The sequence below is a fragment of the Pirellulales bacterium genome, assembly GCA_036490175.1.
In the GTDB taxonomy this organism is placed as follows: Bacteria; Planctomycetota; Planctomycetia; order Pirellulales; family JACPPG01; genus JACPPG01.
In genome coordinates this window covers 1-18945 of record DASXEJ010000011.1, presented here as the reverse complement: position 1 = coordinate 18945, position 18945 = coordinate 1, and the positions used below count along the sequence as shown (strand labels likewise).

Below are 18945 nucleotides of genomic sequence, written 5' to 3'. Positions count from 1 at the left end.
CGGCACAGTGACATCAGCCTAACAATGAACGTCTACACCGATCCAAAACTACTTGCCGTCAGAGACGCGCTAGACGTTCTTCCGTTGCTCCCCGTTGCTCCAAATGTTGCACCAACTCCTGCTGATTCGTGCGTGATCCTGCGTATTGGTGATAAAATAGAGAAGATGGGCAATCACCCTGGCACGAGCAAGAAATCCCGCACCGTAAACGCAAAAGGCTCACCACAAACAAGTTGTGATGAGCCATCTGAAGAGCCAGCGAAGGGAGTCGAACCCTTAACCCCCGCATTACGAATGCGGTGCTCTGCCAATTGAAGCTACGCTGGCCGGCTGCCGATGCAGCGTTCGGCCGAGAGTGGCGTTATGACCACCATGAAGCTGAATCGCCGCTATCGGGAAGCATTTGAAGCTACGTAGTCCATCCCCGCCCGTCAAGGCCGGCGGGCAATCGTCCGCGCAAGCGACTGCGTCGGTCCGCAATGCTCATACGGGCGTCGCTGGCCGCGTCTAAACCCATGGCCCGCCTGCGGCAGTGCATACTAGGCAATGTGCCGTCGGCAATCGGCTGCGACACATTCTGCCGGCATTTCAGACGGTCGAAACTTGCCGCAATCGGGCGGGCGATTCTGGGTCGTGCGCGGGCAGGTAGACCGTGGGATGCTGCTTCGCATAGCCGAGAATGGTCTGAATCGTCCGCAGCGCGGTGGCCGCGTCTGGGCTCACGCCATCGACCAGGTGGTCGCGGAGCGCATCCTGGGAATATGTCGTGTCGCCAGCCAGGAAATAGCTAGTGTCCCCGTCGCGCACGATCACCGAAACGTGCCCCGGTGTATGCCCTGGCGTTGGCACGATCATCACCGCACCATCGGTGGTCAGCGGCGCACTGCGCTCGAAGGGGGCGCAGTCCGCACTTTTCTGGAACTCGATGAAGCGGGGCTGGAACCATTTTGGCCAGCGGTTCGGAAGGTAACCGCGCACCTGGCCCGCCAGTCCCTCGGCGGCGCGATATTCTGGCTGGCTGACAAGAATCTCGGCCCGCGGAAAGTGCTCCAGACCGCCGGCGTGATCGGTGTGCAGGTGGGTCAGAACGACCTTTCGCACCTCAAGCGGATCGATCCCCAGCCCATGCAACTGCGGGCCGATTTCCTGCTCGGGCGTTACGCTCAATTGCACGGCCAGCCAAAAGTAGGGGTGCCAGCGCGGGAAATAGCCGGGCAGGGCGGTTCTGGCGGTCTCGCCGGTGTCGACCAGGATCGTCCCCTCGGACGTTTCGATCGCCCAGGCATAGATTGGCAACCATTCGGTCCATGCCCGGTCAAACAGGACGTGCAACTGCCGCATTTGACCGCGGCCGCGGCCGACACGCTGGCTGCTTTTGATGCGCACGCTGCCGGTCTGGATCGCATGGATCTTCATAAGGCTACCGTGGCAGAGTTGCCGTCAGGGCACTATGTCCCCGGATCAGAGTAGCAGGCGCCCTAGGGCGGTCAACGCGCCGCAGAGCGGGCAACTGGGACATCGCCGGGAGACTGGAAGCCGCGTGGCCCGCCGCCGAGCGGCCCCAACTCAGCCCCCGCGAACGGCATCAAATACGCGCGCCTGTTCCACAGAAAAGTAGGCGCGCCGGCGCCACCAGATTTGCCCAAAAAAAGTTCGTGTCCCCACCGACAAATCACGGTAGCATAGAGAGCAGACGAAACTTCCACTGGCTCGCCCGGGTACAAAACCCAGGTGGGGCAAAAAAACGGGGGCCTCTGACGCGCCACATCCACAATGGCATTGCCGGATGGCCAGGGGCAAGTCAACCATCCTGCCGGTAGTCGTCAGAGGCCCCGCGGGCCAGTCTCATTTAGGAACCGGTTTTAGTGGCCGGTTCTGTCTTTCTTATAATGCACGCGGCGTGCCGAACGTCGCTTGGCGCGCTCGGCGATCGCGTCCAGCCTCGCAACCGAACGATCCGAGCGCCATCGCCGTAAGAACTTAGCGATTATTCAGGCTCTTAAGATTTTCTATTGCAAGGACTTAAGAGTCCCAACAGGAGTGGGTCGTTCTGGCGCGGACCGCGCAAAATTGCTGTATAGAGATGATGCACTCGGGCCTTTTCCTGACAGATGGCCGTCTCAAAGTCGAGACTGTATCAATCTGAGACCGGCAGTCCATTCCGGCCCGACGTGGGCACTAGTCGAAGAATGTCGGCAGACACCCGATCCCTTTGCCGGCGCATGCACTTGTGGCAAACCAGGACGCCCTATCGTCCGTAGCAAGGGCAGGCATTGCTTGGCTTTCTGCCCTCTGCCCGCTTAAGTAGAATGCCTCTTTCTGTGCGGGTGCGCTAGCTGCCGATCGGGAATATCGGACCTGGTGCCACACATATCACTCTCGCCGGCCGAGGAACACGCAACGTGCCAGCCAACCCCGCCCGGATCGGGCCCTATTTGTGCGGCCAGGGCCAACCGCTGCTGCTAATTGCCGGGCCCTGCGTCATTGAAAATGAAGAGCTGACGGTCAGCATTGCCGAGCGGCTCGCTCGACTCGGCCGCGAGTTGCCTGTGCAGGTGGTCTTCAAAGCCTCGTTCGACAAGGCGAATCGCACCAGCGGCGATGCGTTCCGCGGCCTGGGGTTAGAGGGGGGCCTGGCCGTGCTCTCCCGCGTCAAGCAGGCGACCGGCCTGCCGGTGACGACCGATATTCACGAATCGTGGCAGGCCGCGCCGGTGGGCCAGGTTTGCGACCTACTACAGATTCCCGCGTTCCTCGCCCGCCAGACCGACCTGCTGATGGCCGCGGCCCAGACGGGCCGCGCGGTGAACGTGAAGAAGGGACAGTTCATGGCGCCGTGGGACATGCGCCATGTGATCTCGAAGCTGGAGCAGGCCGGCTGCAAGGACATCCTGCTCTGCGAGCGCGGGACGTTCTTCGGCTACGGCCGATTGGTGAACGACATGCGATCAATCCCACAGATGCGGGCCTTGGGCACGCCCATTATTTTCGACGCCACGCACAGTGTTCAGGAGCCCGGCGGGCTCGGTACGGCAACGGGCGGAAACCGGGCCATGGTCGAGCCCGTGGCCCGGGCGGCAACCGCGATTGGTGTCGATGGCTTATTCTTTGAAACCCATCCCCAGCCGGATACATCCCCCAGCGACGGCCCTAATATGGTGCCGCTCGACGAGTTTCCGGCACTGATCGACCGCATCCTTGCGATCCGTGCGGTCGTGGAGAAATTCTAGTGCGACTTACCCGTGAGGTGATGCAGCAATTAGCGCCGCCGAATGCGCCTGGCAGCGTAGGCGAGCCTGCGACAGTGGGGCCGGTTCGCGCGCGGTCTGTTTGGGGTTCAGGCGTCATTGTCATGGCCATCGCGGTGTTCGTGCTCGTGGGTTGCCAGGACACCAACAGCACTCGCCGTTCGCAACAACGCAATTCGGCGACGGCCCGCACCGAGATGAACGAGGAGAATCTTCGTTACGCGTTCTCGGTGCTGCGAACGACGGAAGAATTTCAGACGGCGGACGCCCTGAAGACCGTCGTCGATCGCCTCAATCAATGGATCAAGCACAATCCAGCGACTGACGAATGGCACGCTGATCCGCTGGTCGAAACATTGCCCGAAGAATTGCGCGGCCTGCCTCCATTGCAAAGTCTCGGCGCATTGAGTTTCCCGCTAAGCGACGGCGCCGATCTGCAACTGGTCGTTTGGCTGAATGAAATCGCCAACCGCGCGCGGGGTGCCGACAGCCAACCCATTGCCATCGCCCAAGGGCTGTTCGACTGGGTTGTACGCAATATCCAGATCGAGCGCGATACCGCCGCGGTGGTGCCTTATCTGGCACGCGATACTCTGATCCTGGGACGCGGCACGGCCATTGATCGGGCCTGGCTGTTCGTTCTGCTGGGACGCCAGCAGGGGCTCGAAATCGTCATGCTTGCGTTACCGGGGAACGAACCCGGCGAAGCGCTACGCCCTTGGCTGCCGGCCGTGCTGGTCGACGGCGAGTTGTATTTGTTCGACACTCGCCTGGGAATGCCCCTACCGGGACCCGACGGCAAGCCTGTGGCGACCCTTAAAGATCTGCTGGCCGATGAGAAGTTGCTGCGCAACCTGGACGTCGACGAGCAGCGCATCTACCCGGTCAAAGGCGCGGATTTAGAGCACGTAACGGCGCTGATCGAGGGTTCGCCCATGTACATCTCGCGTCGCATGCAATTGGTCGGCGCCGACCTGCCCGGCAAAGAATCTCTGGTGCTGACCGTTCAACCGTCGAGACTTGCCGAACGGGTCAAAGCCCATCCGCATATTGATACTGTCAATTTGTGGCCGCTCCCTTACCAACGGATCGATGGGCTGATGAAGGCCGATCGAGAGACTCAGCAAAAGGCTCAACTCGACTTTGCCCAATTCCAACAGCCCACGCCAATTTTATGGCAGGCTCGGGTGTTGCACCTGGTGGGTACATTGGACGGCGACAAGGGAGCCAATGCCCAGTATCAGGCCGCGCGACCGCCAGACGCCGACCTGAAAACCTATCGCGCCAAGGCGCCAGAAAAGGATCGCGAGCGCGTGGAGGCCAACCTGGTGCAGATACGTGCGGCCAAACAAACCGCCAGTTACTGGCTAGGCCTAGTGGCCTACGAGCGCGGCAACTATGGCGCGGCCATCGACTATCTGCGGACGCGCACCCTGGAAGCCTTCCCTGACGGTCCCTGGACGGCTGGCGCCCGTTACAACCTGGCCCGCGCCTACGAGGCACAGGGGCAGACCGAGGAGGCGATCCGTTATTATCGGGCCGACCTGTCCGCGCAGCGCAATGGCAATTTGCTGCGGGCCCGTCGCCTGGAAGAGTCCAGCAAGCCGTCTGAGGCGGCCCAGCCTACGGCCGATTAAGCTTGCGGCGGAGACCTTGCCCGAGGACCAAGGCACGGGTAGACTTGTACCTTCCTTTCAGGCTAGATCGACAAGTATTTGCCTCTGTGCAGGCATCAGCGAGGAGTGGGTCATGAAAAAGGGCATCCATCCCAAGTATGGCGAGACACACGTTAAGTGTGGCTGTGGCAATACTTTTGAGACCCGTAGCACGCAGCCGGAATTGAAGGTCGATATTTGCAGCGCTTGCCATCCGTTCTTCACGGGCAAGCTCAAATATGTGGATGCGGCGGGTCGCATCGAGAAATTCAAGAGCAAGTTCGCCGGTACCGGCTACGCCAGTGTTGAACGCGGTAAGAAGGGCGGCAAGGCAGCCAAGGCCCAAGCTGCCGAGACCTAGCTTCTCACGCGCCCATTCTTGCGTTCGCAGGGCGCTGTGCGCCCGCGATTGTGCTACTCGTCCCTACGGGTGTTTGCGACTCTGTGCGTTGCTGCGCCCCCGGTCGATTTCCGAGTGAGCCAAGATGAGGGATCAACTAGATCAAACGCTGACGCGTTTCGAGACGCTGGAAAAACAGTTGCTCGATCCCGAGGTGCAGGCCAACGGGGCCAAGATGGCCGCGGTGTACCGCGAGCACGGGTCGCTGGCCAAGCTGGCCACCAAGTATCGCCGCTTCAAAGAGCTAAACGCCCAAATCTCTGAAACACGCGAGATGATCGCCGGGCCGGACCTTGAGATGCGCGAGCTGGCCGAGGCCGAACTCCCCGAGCTGATCGCACAGCGCGAAGTCTTTTGGAACGAGCTGCTGGACATGACCATCGGCGGCGAGGACGCCAATCGCACCCGCTGCGTCATGGAAATTCGCGCCGGCACCGGCGGCGACGAAGCCGGTCTCTTCGCCCGCGACCTGTACGACATGTACAAACATTACGCCGACAGCAAGGGCTGGAAGATCGAAATCCTGGACATGAACCCCACCGAGCTCGGCGGCTTCAAGCAGCTCATCCTGGGCATCTCGGGCGAAGGTGTCTATCGCGAGATGCAATATGAAAGTGGCGTGCACCGTGTGCAGCGCGTCCCGGAGACCGAAGCCAAAGGACGCATCCAGACTTCGACGGCCACCGTGGCCGTCATGCCGGAGCCGGAAGACGTCGAAATCGACATCAAGCCTGACGACTATCGCAAGGATCTGTTTTGCGCAAGTGGGCCGGGCGGGCAGCACGTCAACAAGACGGCCTCGGCCGTGCGGCTGACGCACTACGAGACGAACATCGTCGTCAGTTGCCAGGACGAGAAAAGCCAGCACAAGAACCTGGCGAAAGCCCTACGCGTGCTCAAGACACGCGTCTACGAAATGAAGCGCAAAGCCGAAGACGAAAAGCGGGCTAGCGAGCGCAAGAGCATGGTGGGGACCGGTGCTCGAAGCGAAAAAATTCGCACGTACAACTTTCCGGAAAACCGGCTGACAGACCACCGCATCGGACTGACGCTTTATCAGCTGTCGAATATTATGGCCGGCGATCTGATTCCGGTAACCGAAGCTCTTATCGACCACGACCGGCAGTCGCAACGTTCGTCGATGGGAACGGTAGAGTGAGGGTGCCTTGGTAGTGGTCGGTAATCGGTGGCCAGTTCCTGACTGGTGTGAATCCTGACGATCGGCTATTGGTAACTGATTAAAGCCAACTGCCTACGGTTTGCCGAACATGCCAGACGCCGACCCGTGGACAATCGGCCGACTGCTTGCCTGGACAACGCAGTTCCTCAAGGATCGCGGCGCCGACAGCCCTCGCTTGGACGCCGAGATATTGCTGGCCGAAGCACGGCATTGCCGCCGGATCGAGCTCTATACGTCATTCGACGAAGTTCCGCAGGATGCTATTCGCACGCGGTTCCGTGAACTGGTGCGCGAGCGCGCCGAAGGAAAGCCGGTGGCCTACCTGGTGGGCCGTAGGGAGTTCTATTCGCTCCCCTTTCGCGTTACGCAGGACGTACTGATTCCGCGCCCCGAGACCGAGCTGCTCGTCGTCAGGCTGCTGGACTTGATGGCCAACCGCGACAGCGCAACCGACGATTCCATGGCAGCACAGCCGACTCCGCCCGCGGAAGTCGAGAGGCCGGAGAAAGCGCCGCAGTTGCGGGTGGCCGATGTTGGTACCGGCAGCGGCATCATCGCGATCTGTGCAGTCCAGCGCATTAAAACGTGCCGTGTGACCGCGATCGATCTTAGCCCGGCGGCGCTGGCCGTCGCGCGCGACAACGCGGCACAACACGGCGTGGCCGACCGCGTCGACTTTGTCGAAGGGGATTTGCTAGCGTCATTGCCAGCCGCGACGAAGTTCGATTTCATTGTCAGCAATCCCCCCTACGTTTCGGAGAGCGAATGGGCGGAGCTAGCACGCGACGTGCGCGATTTCGAGCCACGCACGGCGCTAGTTGCCGGTCCGCGCGGCACCGAAATCATTCAGCGTTTAATTTCCCAGGCGGCCGAGCGACTGATTCCGGGCGGATGGCTCTTGACCGAGATCAGCCCTATGATCGAAGCTGACGTGCGGCAACTGCTGGAGAATGACACGCATTTCGACCAGATATCCACGATCAAAGATCTGGCCGGTCTGGCCCGCGTCGTCCAGGCACGCCGTAAATAACGCTACCATCGCACAAGTAGATCTTGGCGATCCAGCGTTAGTGATACGAGGGAAGGGGAACCACGAATCACACGAATAAGAAATATGAGATAAGAGATAGGGAAAGGTTCACGGCAGACCTCTTTATTCGTGTGACTAGCGTGATTCGTGGTTTCTCTTTGTTCTGGCAGCCGCATCGCCTACAACCTATCGCGAGTGAAGCATGGATGCTTTTCAGATCACAGGTGGCGTGCCGCTCGTCGGTGCCGTCGATGCCAGCGGAGCGAAAAATGCGGCGCTGCCGATCATGGCTGCCGCGATCCTGGCCGACGAACCGGTCTTGCTCGACGGTGTGCCTGACCTCCTCGACGTTGCCACGCTCTCTCGAATGCTGAGGCGCTTGGGTGTTTCCGTGCGTCATCAAGGCGTTCAGTCACTACGGCTCGAAAACAAGGACGCGACGCTCGTGCAGGCCGACGGGCGTTTGATGCGCCGCATGCGGGCCAGCTTTTGTGTTTTGGGGCCGCTCGTGGCGCGACGCCGCCAGGCGATCGTTCCGCTGCCTGGCGGCTGCGCGATCGGCGATCGGCCGGTTGATTTGCACCTGCGCGGACTCGCTGCACTGGGAGCCGACATACAAGTCCGCGACGGATGTGTCGTGGCCCAGGCCCGGCGACTCACTGGCGCGCGGATCCATCTCTCCGGCCCCTGGGGACCAACGGTCACCGGCACGGCTAACGTCCTGAGCGCCGCCACGCTGGCACGCGGTACGACGGTGATTACGGGAGCCGCCACCGAGCCCGAGATCGTCGACCTCGGGAAGTTTTTAACGAGAATCGGTGCCCGTATCGAAGGGTTGGGAACGCAAACGATCGTAGTCGAGGGGATCGAGCAACTTGGCGGAGGCGGGCACCGCGTGATACCCGATCGTATCGAAGCAGCCACACTGCTCTGTGCTGGCGCGATCACTGGCGGCCAGGTCACCGTTCGCGGCGTCATTGCCGAGCATATGACCGCCGTGCTCGAAGTGTTGGCCGACGCTGGTTTCGGCGTGCGCCTGCACGAAGACTCCATCACTCTGACTTCCACCACCGACTTTCGCCGACCGATTCAATTGACGGCGCGCCCTTATCCGCATGTGCCGACCGACATGCAGTCGCAATTTACGGCGCTCGCGAGCTTGATCCCCGGGCGTAGTCAGATCACAGACCAGGTTTTTCCCCAGCGATTTCACCACGTTCGTGAGCTTGCCCGCTTGGGAGCGAAAGTCCGACGTACTGCCGGCGGCGCAATCGTGACTGGCGTATCGCAACTGGAGGGCGCTCGCGTCGTAGCAACAGATCTGCGGGCGAGCGCCTCACTGGTTTTGGCGGGTTTGGCGGCCGAGGGAATGACAGTCGTCCATAGAATTGGCCATCTCGAACGCGGTTACGAGCGGTTGGATGAGAAGCTGAATAACTTGGGGGCGCAGGTTGAGCGATTGGACTCCCGAGGCAACGAATTCGGGAGCGCGGAGAAATCGCATCAACAGAGCCTGGGGAACCGGCCGTGGCGGACCCTTGACCGCAAGGCCCGCTTCGGCCCAGAATCGAGCCATGACCTCGTCGCTTCCTGATTTACAGATCGGACACGTTAAGATCGGCTTTCCGATCGTCCAAGCGGCATTGTCGGGCTATAGCGACGGCGCGATGCGGCATATTGCCCGCCAGTTGGGCGCCACCTACGCCTTGTGCGAAGTCGTGCTGGATCGGGTGGTTCTGCAAGCCCGCCGCAAGAACCGCCTGCGATTCCTTCGCATTGCCGCCGACGACCATCTGGTGGGCGGGCAGTTGATGGGGAGCGACCCCGAGGAATTCGGCCCCGCGGCGGCACAAATGGCGGCAGCCGGCTACGACGTGATCGATATCAACTTCGGCTGCCCGGTGAAGAAGGTCTTGGGCCGTTGCCGCGGCGGGTTCCTGCTTAGCCAGCCAGAAACGGCGCTCGAAATCGTCTCGCGCGTGCGCGAGCACGTTCCTCCGGATAAGCCGGTGACGGTGAAAATGCGCCGCGGCATTGATGACAGCCAACAGAGCCGCGATCGGTTCTTTGAAATCTTCGATGGGGCCTTTGCCCGCGGCGTTTCGGCGATCACGGTCCACGGGCGAACCGTCGAGCAACGTTACGTGGGCCCAAGCCGCTGGGAATTCCTCCGCGAGGTAAAGCAGCATGCCGGCATGCGCACGGTGTTGGGGAGCGGCGACCTATTCACTGCGGCCGATTGTCTGGCCATGATGCGCGAGACCGGCGTCGATGGCGTGACCGTCGCCCGCGGAGCGATCGGCAACCCTTGGATTTTCGCGCAAGCGCGTGCGCTGTCCGAAGGCCTACCCCTGCCAACCCCGCCCAGCGTACATGAGCAACGGGAAGTGATTCGCGATCACTACCGGCGCGCCGAGGAAATCTATGGGCCCAACGCTTGCGGCCGGCAGATGCGCAAGTTCGGCATCAAATACTCGCAACTCCATCCCGATGGCAAGCTGGTGCGAGACGCGTTCATCTCGGTAAGCACTGCTGACGAATGGCCCCTGGTGCTCGAGCGGTTCTATGCCGAGGACCGGCCGGGTAACTATGCTCCGGCAGGTCCCGACGGTTCGGTAAACGCAGACGTAGAGTGCGTCGACGCGGCTTGAATCGCGGCTGTCAGTTCGGTGCGTACGTTTGCGTCGGTTTCTATTTCCAACCGCTGCCGCACGGCAAGAATCGCCCGCGGCTGCTCAAGCTGTGCCAGCGCCCAGGCACACGCGCCACGTACCAGTGGCTCGTCGTCGTCGAGCCCCCGGATAAGTGCGTGCAATGCCGCGTCGTGTCTCTGGTTTCCCAGCACTATCGCGGCATTGCGCAGCAGGCCACGCCGCTTCGCTCGCCACAGCGGAGTGCCGCGAAAGCGGGCGCGAAAGTCTACGTCCGACATGTCAAACAGTGCGACAAGGTCCAGTGGGTTCGCCGCGGCGGCCGGCTGAAAGTCGATCAGGTCGGTCGTCGGAGCACGATGATTCCACGGGCATACGTCCTGGCAGACATCGCAACCAAAAACCCAATCTCCCAAGCCCGGCCGCAGTTCTACTGGGACGCTCGATCGCAGCTCGATTGTCAGGTAGCTGATGCAGCGGCGGCTATCCAGCACGTAAGGAGCGACGAAGGCCTGCGTGGGACACGCATCCAGACAGGCCGTGCAGGTGCCGCAATGATCGGTCGCATGCGGTGCGTCGTATTCCAGTTCGACATCGGTCAACAGCGCGGCCAGGAAGAACCAACTGCCACTCTGCCGATTTAAAAGCAGCGTGTTCTTGCCGATCCAGCCGAGCCCCGCCAGCTGGGCAAACTCGCGCTCCAACAGCGGCGCCGAATCCACGACGCCACGCACGGCCGCCGTGGGGATCACACCGCGGAGAAAGTCGGCCAGCCCGTGCAACCGATCGTGAATCGTGTCGTGATAATCCTGCCCCCAGGCATAGCGTGACAAGCGCCCTTGGCCCGCTGCCACATCCGCCGGCTCGGCGGTGCGATAGTTCATCGTCAGCACGAGCAGGCTGCGAACGCCATCTAGCACGTGGCGGGGATGCGCGTAGGCAGCGCTACGCTGTGCGAGATATTGCATTTCGCCCGCATAGCCTGCCTGCAGCCACTCGTGCAGGTGGTTGATGCCCGTCGGCGAAACCGCTGGGCAGGCGCCGGCTAGATCGAAGCCGAGCCGCCGTGCTTCCTGCTTCAAAAGTGTGGTCAGCGCCGCGCGATCCATGCGACCAGTTTAGCAGACGCGACCAAAGGGAGATGCCGGAACGCGCTTTCGCCGCACGCTCAGGCGGCGCTTTTGCGCACGTCCGGCCGGCGGCCCGGAGGCTGCGCATGCGGGCTTGCGCCGTGTTGCTCGCGCGGGTCATAGCGGCGGCGTAGCGCCGCCCGCCGCGCTTCCAAGGGTTCGGGCGTGGCGATCGCCGGCTCTGCGACCCGATTTCGTGTGAACCAGGTAAACATCGCTGGCAGGATGATGATCGACGTGAACAGCGAGCAGGTCACGCCGATCGTCAGCACGCGCCCCAGGCTTTGCAACCCTTGGTGGCTGGCGATCATCAGAGAGCCAAAGCCCACAATGGTTGTCAGCGAGTCGACGACCACGGCCACGGCGGTTGATTGCGATATACGGTAAGGACCGCGCTGATCCAGGAAATCGTGAACGACGTGTACGCCTTCGTCCACACCGATTCCCAGCAGGATCGGTAGCGCGATCATATTGGCTGGATTGAGCGGAATTCCCAGCAGGCCCAACAGACCGAACGTTTGTGCCAGCCCGATGCCCAGCGGCAGCATCGCCAGCAGTGTGTGGCGAATGCTACGGAAATCAAAGAGCAGGAGTGCCGCGATCACAGTCAAAGCGTACAGTGCGGATTTCTCATAGCTCTGCTTCATCTCAAGCGAGGCTTCATAGGCTTGCAGCGGATTGCCTGTGGCACGGGCGTCGACGGTGCGCACTTCGTGCACGAAATTGCCGAGCGCCTCCATATCCCAGATGTTTCCGCGTCCGTAAATCTTCAATAGGTGCAGCCCATGTGCGCCGACGAAACGACTGGTTAGGCTTTCTGGCAGGTCGGCCAGTTGCGGCGGCTCAGGATTTGCCATGCTCTTCAGCACGTACAGGCGGCTCAACAGGTCGCCGGCCATATGTTGCTGGAATTGCGAGACCAAGGCCTGGCATTCGGCCACCTGCATGCGCCGCAACTTGTCGCGAGTTTGTTCCAAGTCGAGGGACGCCTTGGCGCGGGAGTTGCGCCGCGCGATCAGCTCTTGAGCGCGGGCGAGTAGCCGTCCCAATTCTTCCGGCCGATCGACGGGAATGACCGGAGGCCTTTCCGGCAGCGACACCAGGTGTTCGCGGATCCGCGCGATGAGCGAGCGTTTGATCTCGTGGTCGGCAGGCAACATCGAGACGATTTCTTCCGTCCGCTCCACGGAGCCGAGCTTGAGGAACTCGGCCTTACGTTTCAGCAGCTCCTCGCGGCTGTCGGCGATCGACAACGCGTACCACACGCTTTGGTCGCTCTCGGCCAGCAGCTTGCGCTCGAGCTCGACGCTTTCCAGCCCAACCGGCTGCATGTTTAGCAAGTTGTGGTCGTACCACAAACGGGTCATGCCGAGCGACACGACGATGGTTCCGGCCGCGGTGACGAAGAGCAACGTCCGCGGCATTTTCATCAGCGGATTGATGAACGAATCGATCGGCAGGCTCTCCGGCATGCGCGTTCCATATCCGCTGCGATCAACCAGGCAAATCACCGCCGGCAATACAACCAACTCGGCAAGCGCACACAGCAGGATGCCGCCGCCGGCGATCGTGCCCAGCTCGGCAATGCCCGTAAAGTTCGTGAAACCCGCAGCGAAGAACGCCACCGAGGTGGTCACGGCGCCAGTTAAAATGGCGGGACCAACTTCGTACGAAGTGCGTATCAGCGCGTCGGCACAGGTGCGTCGTTGATCGCGCAGCTGCAAATACCGCGCGGCATAGTAGACGCCGTAGTCGATGCCGACGCCAATCAAAGTGACCGTGAACGAAACGCTAAGGATGTTCAAATGGCCGACTGCCAACGTGACGTATCCGAAGGCCCAGGCCATGCCCAGTAGCAGCACGAGGTTGGCCAACAGCGCGTGCCGCACGCCGCCGAATCCGGCCACGAACAGGCAGGCCACTCCTCCCATCGAAAGTATGCTGGCCCACATCATCGACGATTGGCTGGCCCGCATCTCGTCGTTTTCCATGATCGGCAACCCTGTCAGGCCGATCTTGGTTTCGGGATGTCGGGCCGACATCTGGGCGATCAAATCGCGCAGGGCATCTGTGGCTTCTGTCGCGCCGGCGAAATCATCTTTCCCCTTGGCCAACCGCAGGATCACAAACCCGAGCTTGCCCTCTTTGGTCAGCAGGTATTCGCCGGAAAGTTCGCTGAGGGTCGCGAACGATTGCGGCATGGCCGGCCAGGGAGATTGGTAGCGTCCGCCTTGGCCCAGCGCGGCCAGCAGGCTGCCGCTGAAACGATCGGCGTCGCTGTCGAGATTGGCGTTGGCATCGTCAGCTGGCGCCTTGGCGCTGGCCTCGAGCCGCATGCACATGCCCTCGGTCATGTGACCGAGATTCAACAGCGACCAGTTGCCTTCCAGAATCGGTCCGACTTCGGACAAAAACCGATCGAGCCCGAGCAACTCTTCCGGCGGTAGATAGTGCAATCCCTTGGAGCGGATCTTGGCCAGATCGACTTCGTGCAAAACGGCGTGGAACAGGCGTTCTTGACGAGATAGCGCCTGCGAGATTTCTTGCAGAACCGGCACCACCTGGTCGCGCGTGTCGCCCTCGACAACTACGACGGCGTCGTCATCGTCGCCGAACTCATTGATGTACTCGATCCACAGGCGGTTGTAATCGCTTTCGGGATTGAGCAGATCGAGGCGGCTGGTATGAAACCCAAGCCGCGTGGCCGCCAGGAATATCGCAACGCAACCAACTGCCACGCCCAATGTTACGGTGGCGATGGGGAATCGCACGACGACGCGCGTGATGGCGCCCATCAAGCGCGCCAACAGAGAAAACTCACTCGGCGGCGTCCTGTCCGCGGACATGAGGTGATCCATCAAGGTTTGCGGGGCCGTTGGTCTTTTTTTACCGGCGATGCCGACGACAGCATGCTCGCCCCACGAGAGCTTCCTGCTCGCGCGAAACGATAGTCGGCTGTCGATTGGGTTAGGCTCGTCGAACTTTCAGATCCAGCGCAGAGCTGCCGACCTGGAAGGGCGGGCATTTTAGTCGCACCCTTACGGGGGGGCAAGGCGAATCGAGCAGAACAACGCCCGGCGAAACTTGCAGTGTTGAAAGGTCGGGCTCCCGCATGTTTCCGCCACGCATGGAGCGTTCACCGCGTTCAACTGCGGGCATTGGTTTTCTGCACGAGCCGCGCTAGCAGAGTGCCCGCCGCACCACTATCGATAGCCTCGGCAGCCAGGAGAGCGCCGTCGGCGGTCGTGGGCGCGCGTTCTGCCGTCCACAGCGCAGCCGCGGCATTCAGCACGACGATATCGCGCTGCGGTCCTGGCCTGCCTGCTAGCACGTCGCGAATCATTGACGCGCTTTCTTCGGCTCCCGAGACACGCATGGACTCCAGGCTCGACGGCTCGAGTCCAAAGTCGTAGGGATGCCACGTGAAGTCCCGGACTCGGCCCGCATGCACTTCCGTGACTTTTGTCGTGCCATTGAGAGTGACTTCGTCGAGCCCATCCTCGCCGTTGACGACCACGGCTCGCGCGATGCCCAACATGGCGAGCGCCTCGGCCAAGACCGGCCGTAGCTCGGCGCGCCCGACACCTACCAATTGAAATGGAGCCCGGGCCGGATTCGACAGCGGGCCGAGCAGGTTGAAAATCGTCGGCACCCCCAACTGTTGACGAACGTGGGCCACATTCTTCATCGCACCGTGCAACAACGGCGCGAAACAGAAGCAGATACCCAACTCGTCCAAACAGGCTTCTACGAGCGGCACGGACGCCTCGATATTCACGCCCAAAACCGCCAGCACATCAGCCGACCCGCAGGTGCTGGTGACGCGGCGATTTCCATGCTTGGCGACCGGCGCACCCGCCGCAGCAGCGACCAGCGCGGCCGCCGTGCTGATATTGAATGTAGCCGAACCGTCTCCGCCAGTGCCGCACGTATCGAGCACACCTTCTCGAGAGGTATGGATTGGCGTCATGTGACGGCGCATCGCGGAGGCGGCTCCGGCGATCTCGGCGACGGTCTCTCCTTTGAGGTGTAATCCGCTTAGGAGCAGACCGATCTCTGAATCCGCGCAAAGTCCCAGCATGATCGCTTCGACCGCGCGCGATGTGTCGTCCATCGACAAGTCTTCGCCAGCGGCAAGTCTACCCAGCGTCTCTTCGATCAAGTGCGAATCCTCCAGGGTAATCGTCAGACCGTGCGGCGATCCCAGCCACACTCTCTGTTGTAATCGACGGGAAGGCTGTCAACGAATCGGCAGTTGCCGTGCCACGTGCTACTCTTGTTTGGACCGCGATTCCCACCTACAATTCGCTCGCGGAACAGCTTGCCAGTCAAGGAGGCGGTCGGTTGGTCCTTCGAAAGATTATTCTGGACGTCGACCCAGGCATTGACGATGCCCTGGCACTGACGATCGCGCTGTTCGAGCCGCGCGTCGAGGTTCTGGCGGTAACCGCCGTGGGGGGTAGCGTGTCGCCTGAGCGCGCCGGCCGCAATGTTCAGACCATTATCGAGAATCTCGATCCGCCGCGCTGGCCGCGGGTTGGTGCCCCGACGCTGCCAGATCGTACGCTGCCGGCCGACAATTGCCATATCTACGGCGCCGATGGACTGGGCAACAGCGGCTTCGCCGTCTCTGAACTGCATCACCTGCATCCGGCGGCCAAAGTCATCGCCGACGAGGTCCGTGCTGCCCCCGAGGAGGTCACCATTGTCTGCCTGGGCCCATTGACCAACCTGGCCGGGGCCTTTCGTCGCGATCCTGGACTACCGGGCCAGGTGGGCCAAATGGTGATCATGGGCGGAGCCATTGGCGGAGGGAATGTCACTCCTGCCGCCGAGTTCAACATGTTTTGCGATCCTCAAGCGGCACGAGATGTCATGCGGCAGCCCACGACCATGACATTGATTCCGCTCGACGTCACCAAGCAAGTCGTGATGACGTTCGGTGAGTTGGATCGATTGCCGCCGGAGTCGACCAAGGTCGGGAGATTTCTGCGACGCATTCTGCCTTACGCCTTCCGCACGCACCGCCAGGAGTATGGCCTGGAAGGGATGTACCTGCACGATACAGTGGCATTTGTCGCTTCGTTGCATCCCGAACTATTCACGACCGAGCGGATGGCCGCCGATGTCGAAACGCAGGGCGAGTTGACCACAGGCGCGATTGTCTTCGATCACCGTCCCGTGCCGCAGTGGAGGCACAATCTTTACGTCGCCACAAAAGTCGACGTGGCCGCCGTCATGGACGTGATCATTCGCGGCATCGCGGAAGCGGCACACGCCGGCTGACACCCGGCAATCCACTGAGATTCGGGCCAGGCGTCCTGGATCTTGGCCCTATTGGGTCCAGCACACCGCCGGGGAATCCCGCGATGTTGCCTGCCGAGCAAGCAGGATCCTGAACTCTGAGAATACAGCCTAACGCAAGGCGTCGACGGCTGTGTTTTTCACGTATTTGGTCGCGTCTCCGACCTTGGCCGTGACTTTGACCTCGCGCCCGTTGCGCCACACGATGACGGGCACTTCCTTGCCGACCTCGGTCATGCTGACGAGGTTTACCAGGTGGATTCCGTCTTCGACTTCGATGCCGTCGAAGCTCAGGATGATATCGTCCACCAGCAGCCTAGCCGCCTCGGCCGGCCCCCCTTCGGTCAGCACTTCGACCCGCGCACCATAGGGCCGAGGAAGTCCCAGCTTCGCGGCCGCCGCGGCGTCGAATTCTTTGTCGTATCGCACGCCCAAGAAGGCGCGCACGACTGTCCCATGCTCGACAAGTTGATGAGCCACGCGCATCACCATGTTGATGGGGATGCTAAAGCCGATGCCCTCAAAGCCACCGGAATTGCTGACGATGGCCGTGTTCACACCCACGACTTCGCCGCGCGTGTTGATTAGCGGTCCGCCGCTGTTGCCCGGATTGATGGCGGCATCGGTTTGCAGGAAGTCCTGAAAGCGCACACCTTGGTCGCCGAGTTTCAAATCACGCCGCCCCTTGGCGCTGATGATTCCGTACGTCACCGACCGGCTCAATCCGAACGGGCTGCCCAAGGCCAGCACGGCGTCACCGATGTCGACTTCGTCGCTGTCGCCGATGCGGGCCGGGATCAAATCTTCGGCCGCGACGAGCATCAGCGCGATATCGGTATCGGGATCGGACCAGATCTTTTCGGGCGTCAGCACGTTGTTATCAAACAAACGAATCTTGATGTCGGTACGGCCGTGATCCTTGATCACGTGCCGGTTGGTCAGCACATAGCATTTGCCCCCCATCTCGACGATGACGCCCGATCCGGCTTCCTCGACCATACCCCGTTTAGGACGACCCGGGGTCTCGGCACGCTCGGCATCGATGTGGACGACCGTGGGGCTGACGAGCTTGATCACGGTCTTGAGAATGTTCGCCTGGCGTTGGAAGAGCTGAACCTCGTGAGCCAGCGCGTCGAACTGCTGGTCACGGCTGTTCGCGGCGACGGTACGGTAATCCCCGTTGCGCTCGGCCAGGCCGGCGGTTGGAAAGTGCAGCAGCAGGCCGAAGGCCGTGCCCACCGCCAAGAGAATCCCGGCGAGATAGAACTTGGACCGGTTGCGATTCATACGCGACGTATTCCCTGAAGACCGGCCTGCTCCTTAGCCTGGCAGCTCCGCCGGGGAGCTTTCGGTGGGCAGAAATCACGACAGCGCCCGGCAAACCGAACGCTCTCGACCGAGATCAGTCCCGCGGCCAAGCAACCCCGGAAAAAAACCGGCGATACTCGAACGCTCACAGGTGCATTCGTTACAGCGCGTATTGTTGCCGAAAGAAGGTCCGCAGTCCAATACGTTAGACGTTACGAAACATCCAGCTCGATATCGTTGATCGACATCTCGGCATCGCCCGAGGAGGTGTCCATTACGCGTCCCCAATCCCCGGCCGCTCCGCCGGCACCGCCGGTCCGCTCTGCTTCGCGTTGGCATTCGATGCACAGCGTGGCATATGGCAGGGCACTGAGCCGGGCCATGGGAATCTTGGTACTGCAGGATTCGCACAAGCCGTATTCGCCACTGCGCATTCTTTCCAGGGCGACTTCGATCCGTGCCAATTCGCGGCTCTCGACTTCAGCCAGTTGCGAGTTGATCTCGTCCTGGGCCGAATCGAGCGCGAAATCGACGACGTCTCCGGCGCTCTGCTCGCGGAGCTGCTTCAATAGACTTAGATCTCCCGCCAGCGCCTTGCGCAGGGCGTCCCGGCGCATGACCAATAACTGACGCATCTTCGACATTCCATCTTTACGTTGTGCCATGCCTCACCTTACCTGTCCGATGCTCGGCCGCGTCGAAGGAAGACCCCCCTCCGAAAGTAGCCGTACTCGAACTCGCTGAATTGCCTTGGATTCCCTGTCCGAAAACGCCTCGACCGTCCCTTCCAACCCCGTGCGGGGTCGGTAAAAACGGCAACCAAAATATAGTACGCACGGTGACCCCTAGGGGTCGCCGAAATCGCGCACGATTTTACGCCTCACCGCCGCCTTGGTAAGTCCCGACCGAAAAACTCTTTACGGCTGGTCGATTGCTCGGCACCCCACTCTTACGGGGCATCGGATCGTCCGCGATCGCCGCTGGCGGTTAGGAACTTGTCATCCGGGGGTTCTCCCCCGGCGGCCTTGTCCAGCCTGCC

Annotated in this window: 14 protein-coding genes and 1 tRNA gene; 8 read left to right on the top strand and 7 right to left on the bottom strand. The window is 61.5% G+C overall.

The window, feature by feature from the left end:
- Positions 1-253: 253 nt before the first annotated feature.
- Together VGG64_01090 and VGG64_01085 are read right to left on the bottom strand one after the other, a co-directional pair.
- Positions 254-327: transfer RNA gene (locus tag VGG64_01090), tRNA-Thr, on the bottom strand.
- Positions 328-588: 261 nt separating this feature from the next.
- Positions 589-1416 (bottom strand): N-acyl homoserine lactonase family protein, encoded by an 828-nt coding sequence (locus VGG64_01085; protein HEY1598165.1) that lies wholly within the window; start codon positions 1414-1416, stop codon positions 589-591.
- Between the two features lie 986 nt (positions 1417-2402).
- Here VGG64_01085 and kdsA point away from each other — a divergent pair.
- The 7 genes from kdsA (at position 2403) to VGG64_01050 (ending at position 10164) form a co-directional block, all read left to right on the top strand.
- Positions 2403-3230: a 3-deoxy-8-phosphooctulonate synthase gene (gene kdsA, locus VGG64_01080; GenBank protein ID HEY1598164.1), complete on the top strand. Its 828-nt coding sequence runs from the start codon at positions 2403-2405 to the stop codon at positions 3228-3230.
- On the top strand, positions 3230-4885 hold the full coding sequence (locus tag VGG64_01075) for a tetratricopeptide repeat protein (protein HEY1598163.1): 1656 nt from the start codon (positions 3230-3232) through the stop codon (positions 4883-4885). The genes kdsA and VGG64_01075 overlap by 1 nt, the downstream gene beginning before the upstream one ends.
- A gap of 112 nt (positions 4886-4997) precedes the next feature.
- Positions 4998-5264, top strand: a complete 267-nt coding sequence (gene rpmE, locus VGG64_01070) for a 50S ribosomal protein L31 (GenBank protein ID HEY1598162.1) — start codon at positions 4998-5000, stop codon at positions 5262-5264.
- A 124-nt stretch (positions 5265-5388) separates the two neighbouring features.
- On the top strand, positions 5389-6462 hold the full coding sequence (gene prfA, locus VGG64_01065; protein HEY1598161.1) for a peptide chain release factor 1: 1074 nt from the start codon (positions 5389-5391) through the stop codon (positions 6460-6462).
- A 109-nt stretch (positions 6463-6571) separates the two neighbouring features.
- A complete protein-coding gene (gene prmC, locus VGG64_01060) occupies positions 6572-7513 on the top strand; it encodes a peptide chain release factor N(5)-glutamine methyltransferase (GenBank protein HEY1598160.1) in 942 nt (313 codons plus the stop codon).
- A 202-nt stretch (positions 7514-7715) separates the two neighbouring features.
- On the top strand, positions 7716-9107 hold the full coding sequence (gene murA / locus VGG64_01055; protein HEY1598159.1) for a UDP-N-acetylglucosamine 1-carboxyvinyltransferase: 1392 nt from the start codon (positions 7716-7718) through the stop codon (positions 9105-9107).
- The gene (locus tag VGG64_01050; GenBank protein HEY1598158.1) at positions 9088-10164 is read left to right on the top strand and encodes a tRNA-dihydrouridine synthase; all 1077 of its coding nucleotides are present in this window, start codon (positions 9088-9090) and stop codon (positions 10162-10164) included. Before murA ends, VGG64_01050 begins: the two co-directional genes overlap by 20 nt.
- On the opposite strand, the gene queG is transcribed toward VGG64_01050, so the two are convergent.
- The 3 genes from queG to trpD all read right to left on the bottom strand — a co-directional run bounded on the left by queG (position 10101) and on the right by trpD (position 15456).
- Positions 10101-11273 carry a tRNA epoxyqueuosine(34) reductase QueG gene (gene queG / locus VGG64_01045; GenBank protein HEY1598157.1) on the bottom strand — a complete coding sequence of 391 codons (1173 nt, stop codon included), beginning with the start codon at positions 11271-11273 and terminating at the stop codon, positions 10101-10103. The genes VGG64_01050 and queG overlap by 64 nt on opposite strands.
- 59 nt (positions 11274-11332) lie before the next feature.
- A complete protein-coding gene (locus VGG64_01040) occupies positions 11333-14140 on the bottom strand; it encodes an MMPL family transporter (protein HEY1598156.1) in 2808 nt (935 codons plus the stop codon).
- Positions 14141-14439: 299 nt separating this feature from the next.
- Complete coding sequence (gene trpD, locus VGG64_01035) at positions 14440-15456, bottom strand: anthranilate phosphoribosyltransferase (GenBank protein ID HEY1598155.1); 1017 nt, start codon at positions 15454-15456, stop codon at positions 14440-14442.
- A gap of 182 nt (positions 15457-15638) precedes the next feature.
- Between trpD and VGG64_01030 the strand changes: the two genes are divergently transcribed.
- Positions 15639-16580, top strand: coding sequence for a nucleoside hydrolase (locus tag VGG64_01030; protein HEY1598154.1), 942 nt, complete (start codon positions 15639-15641; stop codon positions 16578-16580).
- A 129-nt stretch (positions 16581-16709) separates the two neighbouring features.
- On the opposite strand, the gene VGG64_01025 is transcribed toward VGG64_01030, so the two are convergent.
- Both VGG64_01025 and VGG64_01020 read right to left on the bottom strand, forming a co-directional pair.
- Positions 16710-17885 (bottom strand): trypsin-like peptidase domain-containing protein, encoded by a 1176-nt coding sequence (locus VGG64_01025; protein ID HEY1598153.1) that lies wholly within the window; start codon positions 17883-17885, stop codon positions 16710-16712.
- Between the two features lie 233 nt (positions 17886-18118).
- On the bottom strand, positions 18119-18571 hold the full coding sequence (locus VGG64_01020) for a TraR/DksA family transcriptional regulator (protein ID HEY1598152.1): 453 nt from the start codon (positions 18569-18571) through the stop codon (positions 18119-18121).
- Between the last annotated feature and the right edge of the window lie 374 nt (positions 18572-18945).

Bases quoted from the DNA above. Each gene is read 5' to 3' on its own strand.
- VGG64_01040 (HEY1598156.1), bottom strand. From the start codon at position 14,140: ATGTCCGCGGACAGGACGCCGCCGAGTGAGTTTTCTCTGTTGGCGCGC.
- VGG64_01050 (HEY1598158.1), top strand. From the start codon at position 9,088: ATGACCTCGTCGCTTCCTGATTTACAGATCGGACACGTTAAGATCGGC.
- rpmE (HEY1598162.1), top strand. From the start codon at position 4,998: ATGAAAAAGGGCATCCATCCCAAGTATGGCGAGACACACGTTAAGTGT.
- VGG64_01025 (HEY1598153.1), bottom strand. From the start codon at position 17,885: ATGAATCGCAACCGGTCCAAGTTCTATCTCGCCGGGATTCTCTTGGCG.
- VGG64_01020 (HEY1598152.1), bottom strand. From the start codon at position 18,571: ATGGCACAACGTAAAGATGGAATGTCGAAGATGCGTCAGTTATTGGTC.
- murA (HEY1598159.1), top strand. From the start codon at position 7,716: ATGGATGCTTTTCAGATCACAGGTGGCGTGCCGCTCGTCGGTGCCGTC.
- prfA (HEY1598161.1), top strand. From the start codon at position 5,389: ATGAGGGATCAACTAGATCAAACGCTGACGCGTTTCGAGACGCTGGAA.
- prmC (HEY1598160.1), top strand. From the start codon at position 6,572: ATGCCAGACGCCGACCCGTGGACAATCGGCCGACTGCTTGCCTGGACA.
- queG (HEY1598157.1), bottom strand. From the start codon at position 11,273: ATGGATCGCGCGGCGCTGACCACACTTTTGAAGCAGGAAGCACGGCGG.
- VGG64_01085 (HEY1598165.1), bottom strand. From the start codon at position 1,416: ATGAAGATCCATGCGATCCAGACCGGCAGCGTGCGCATCAAAAGCAGC.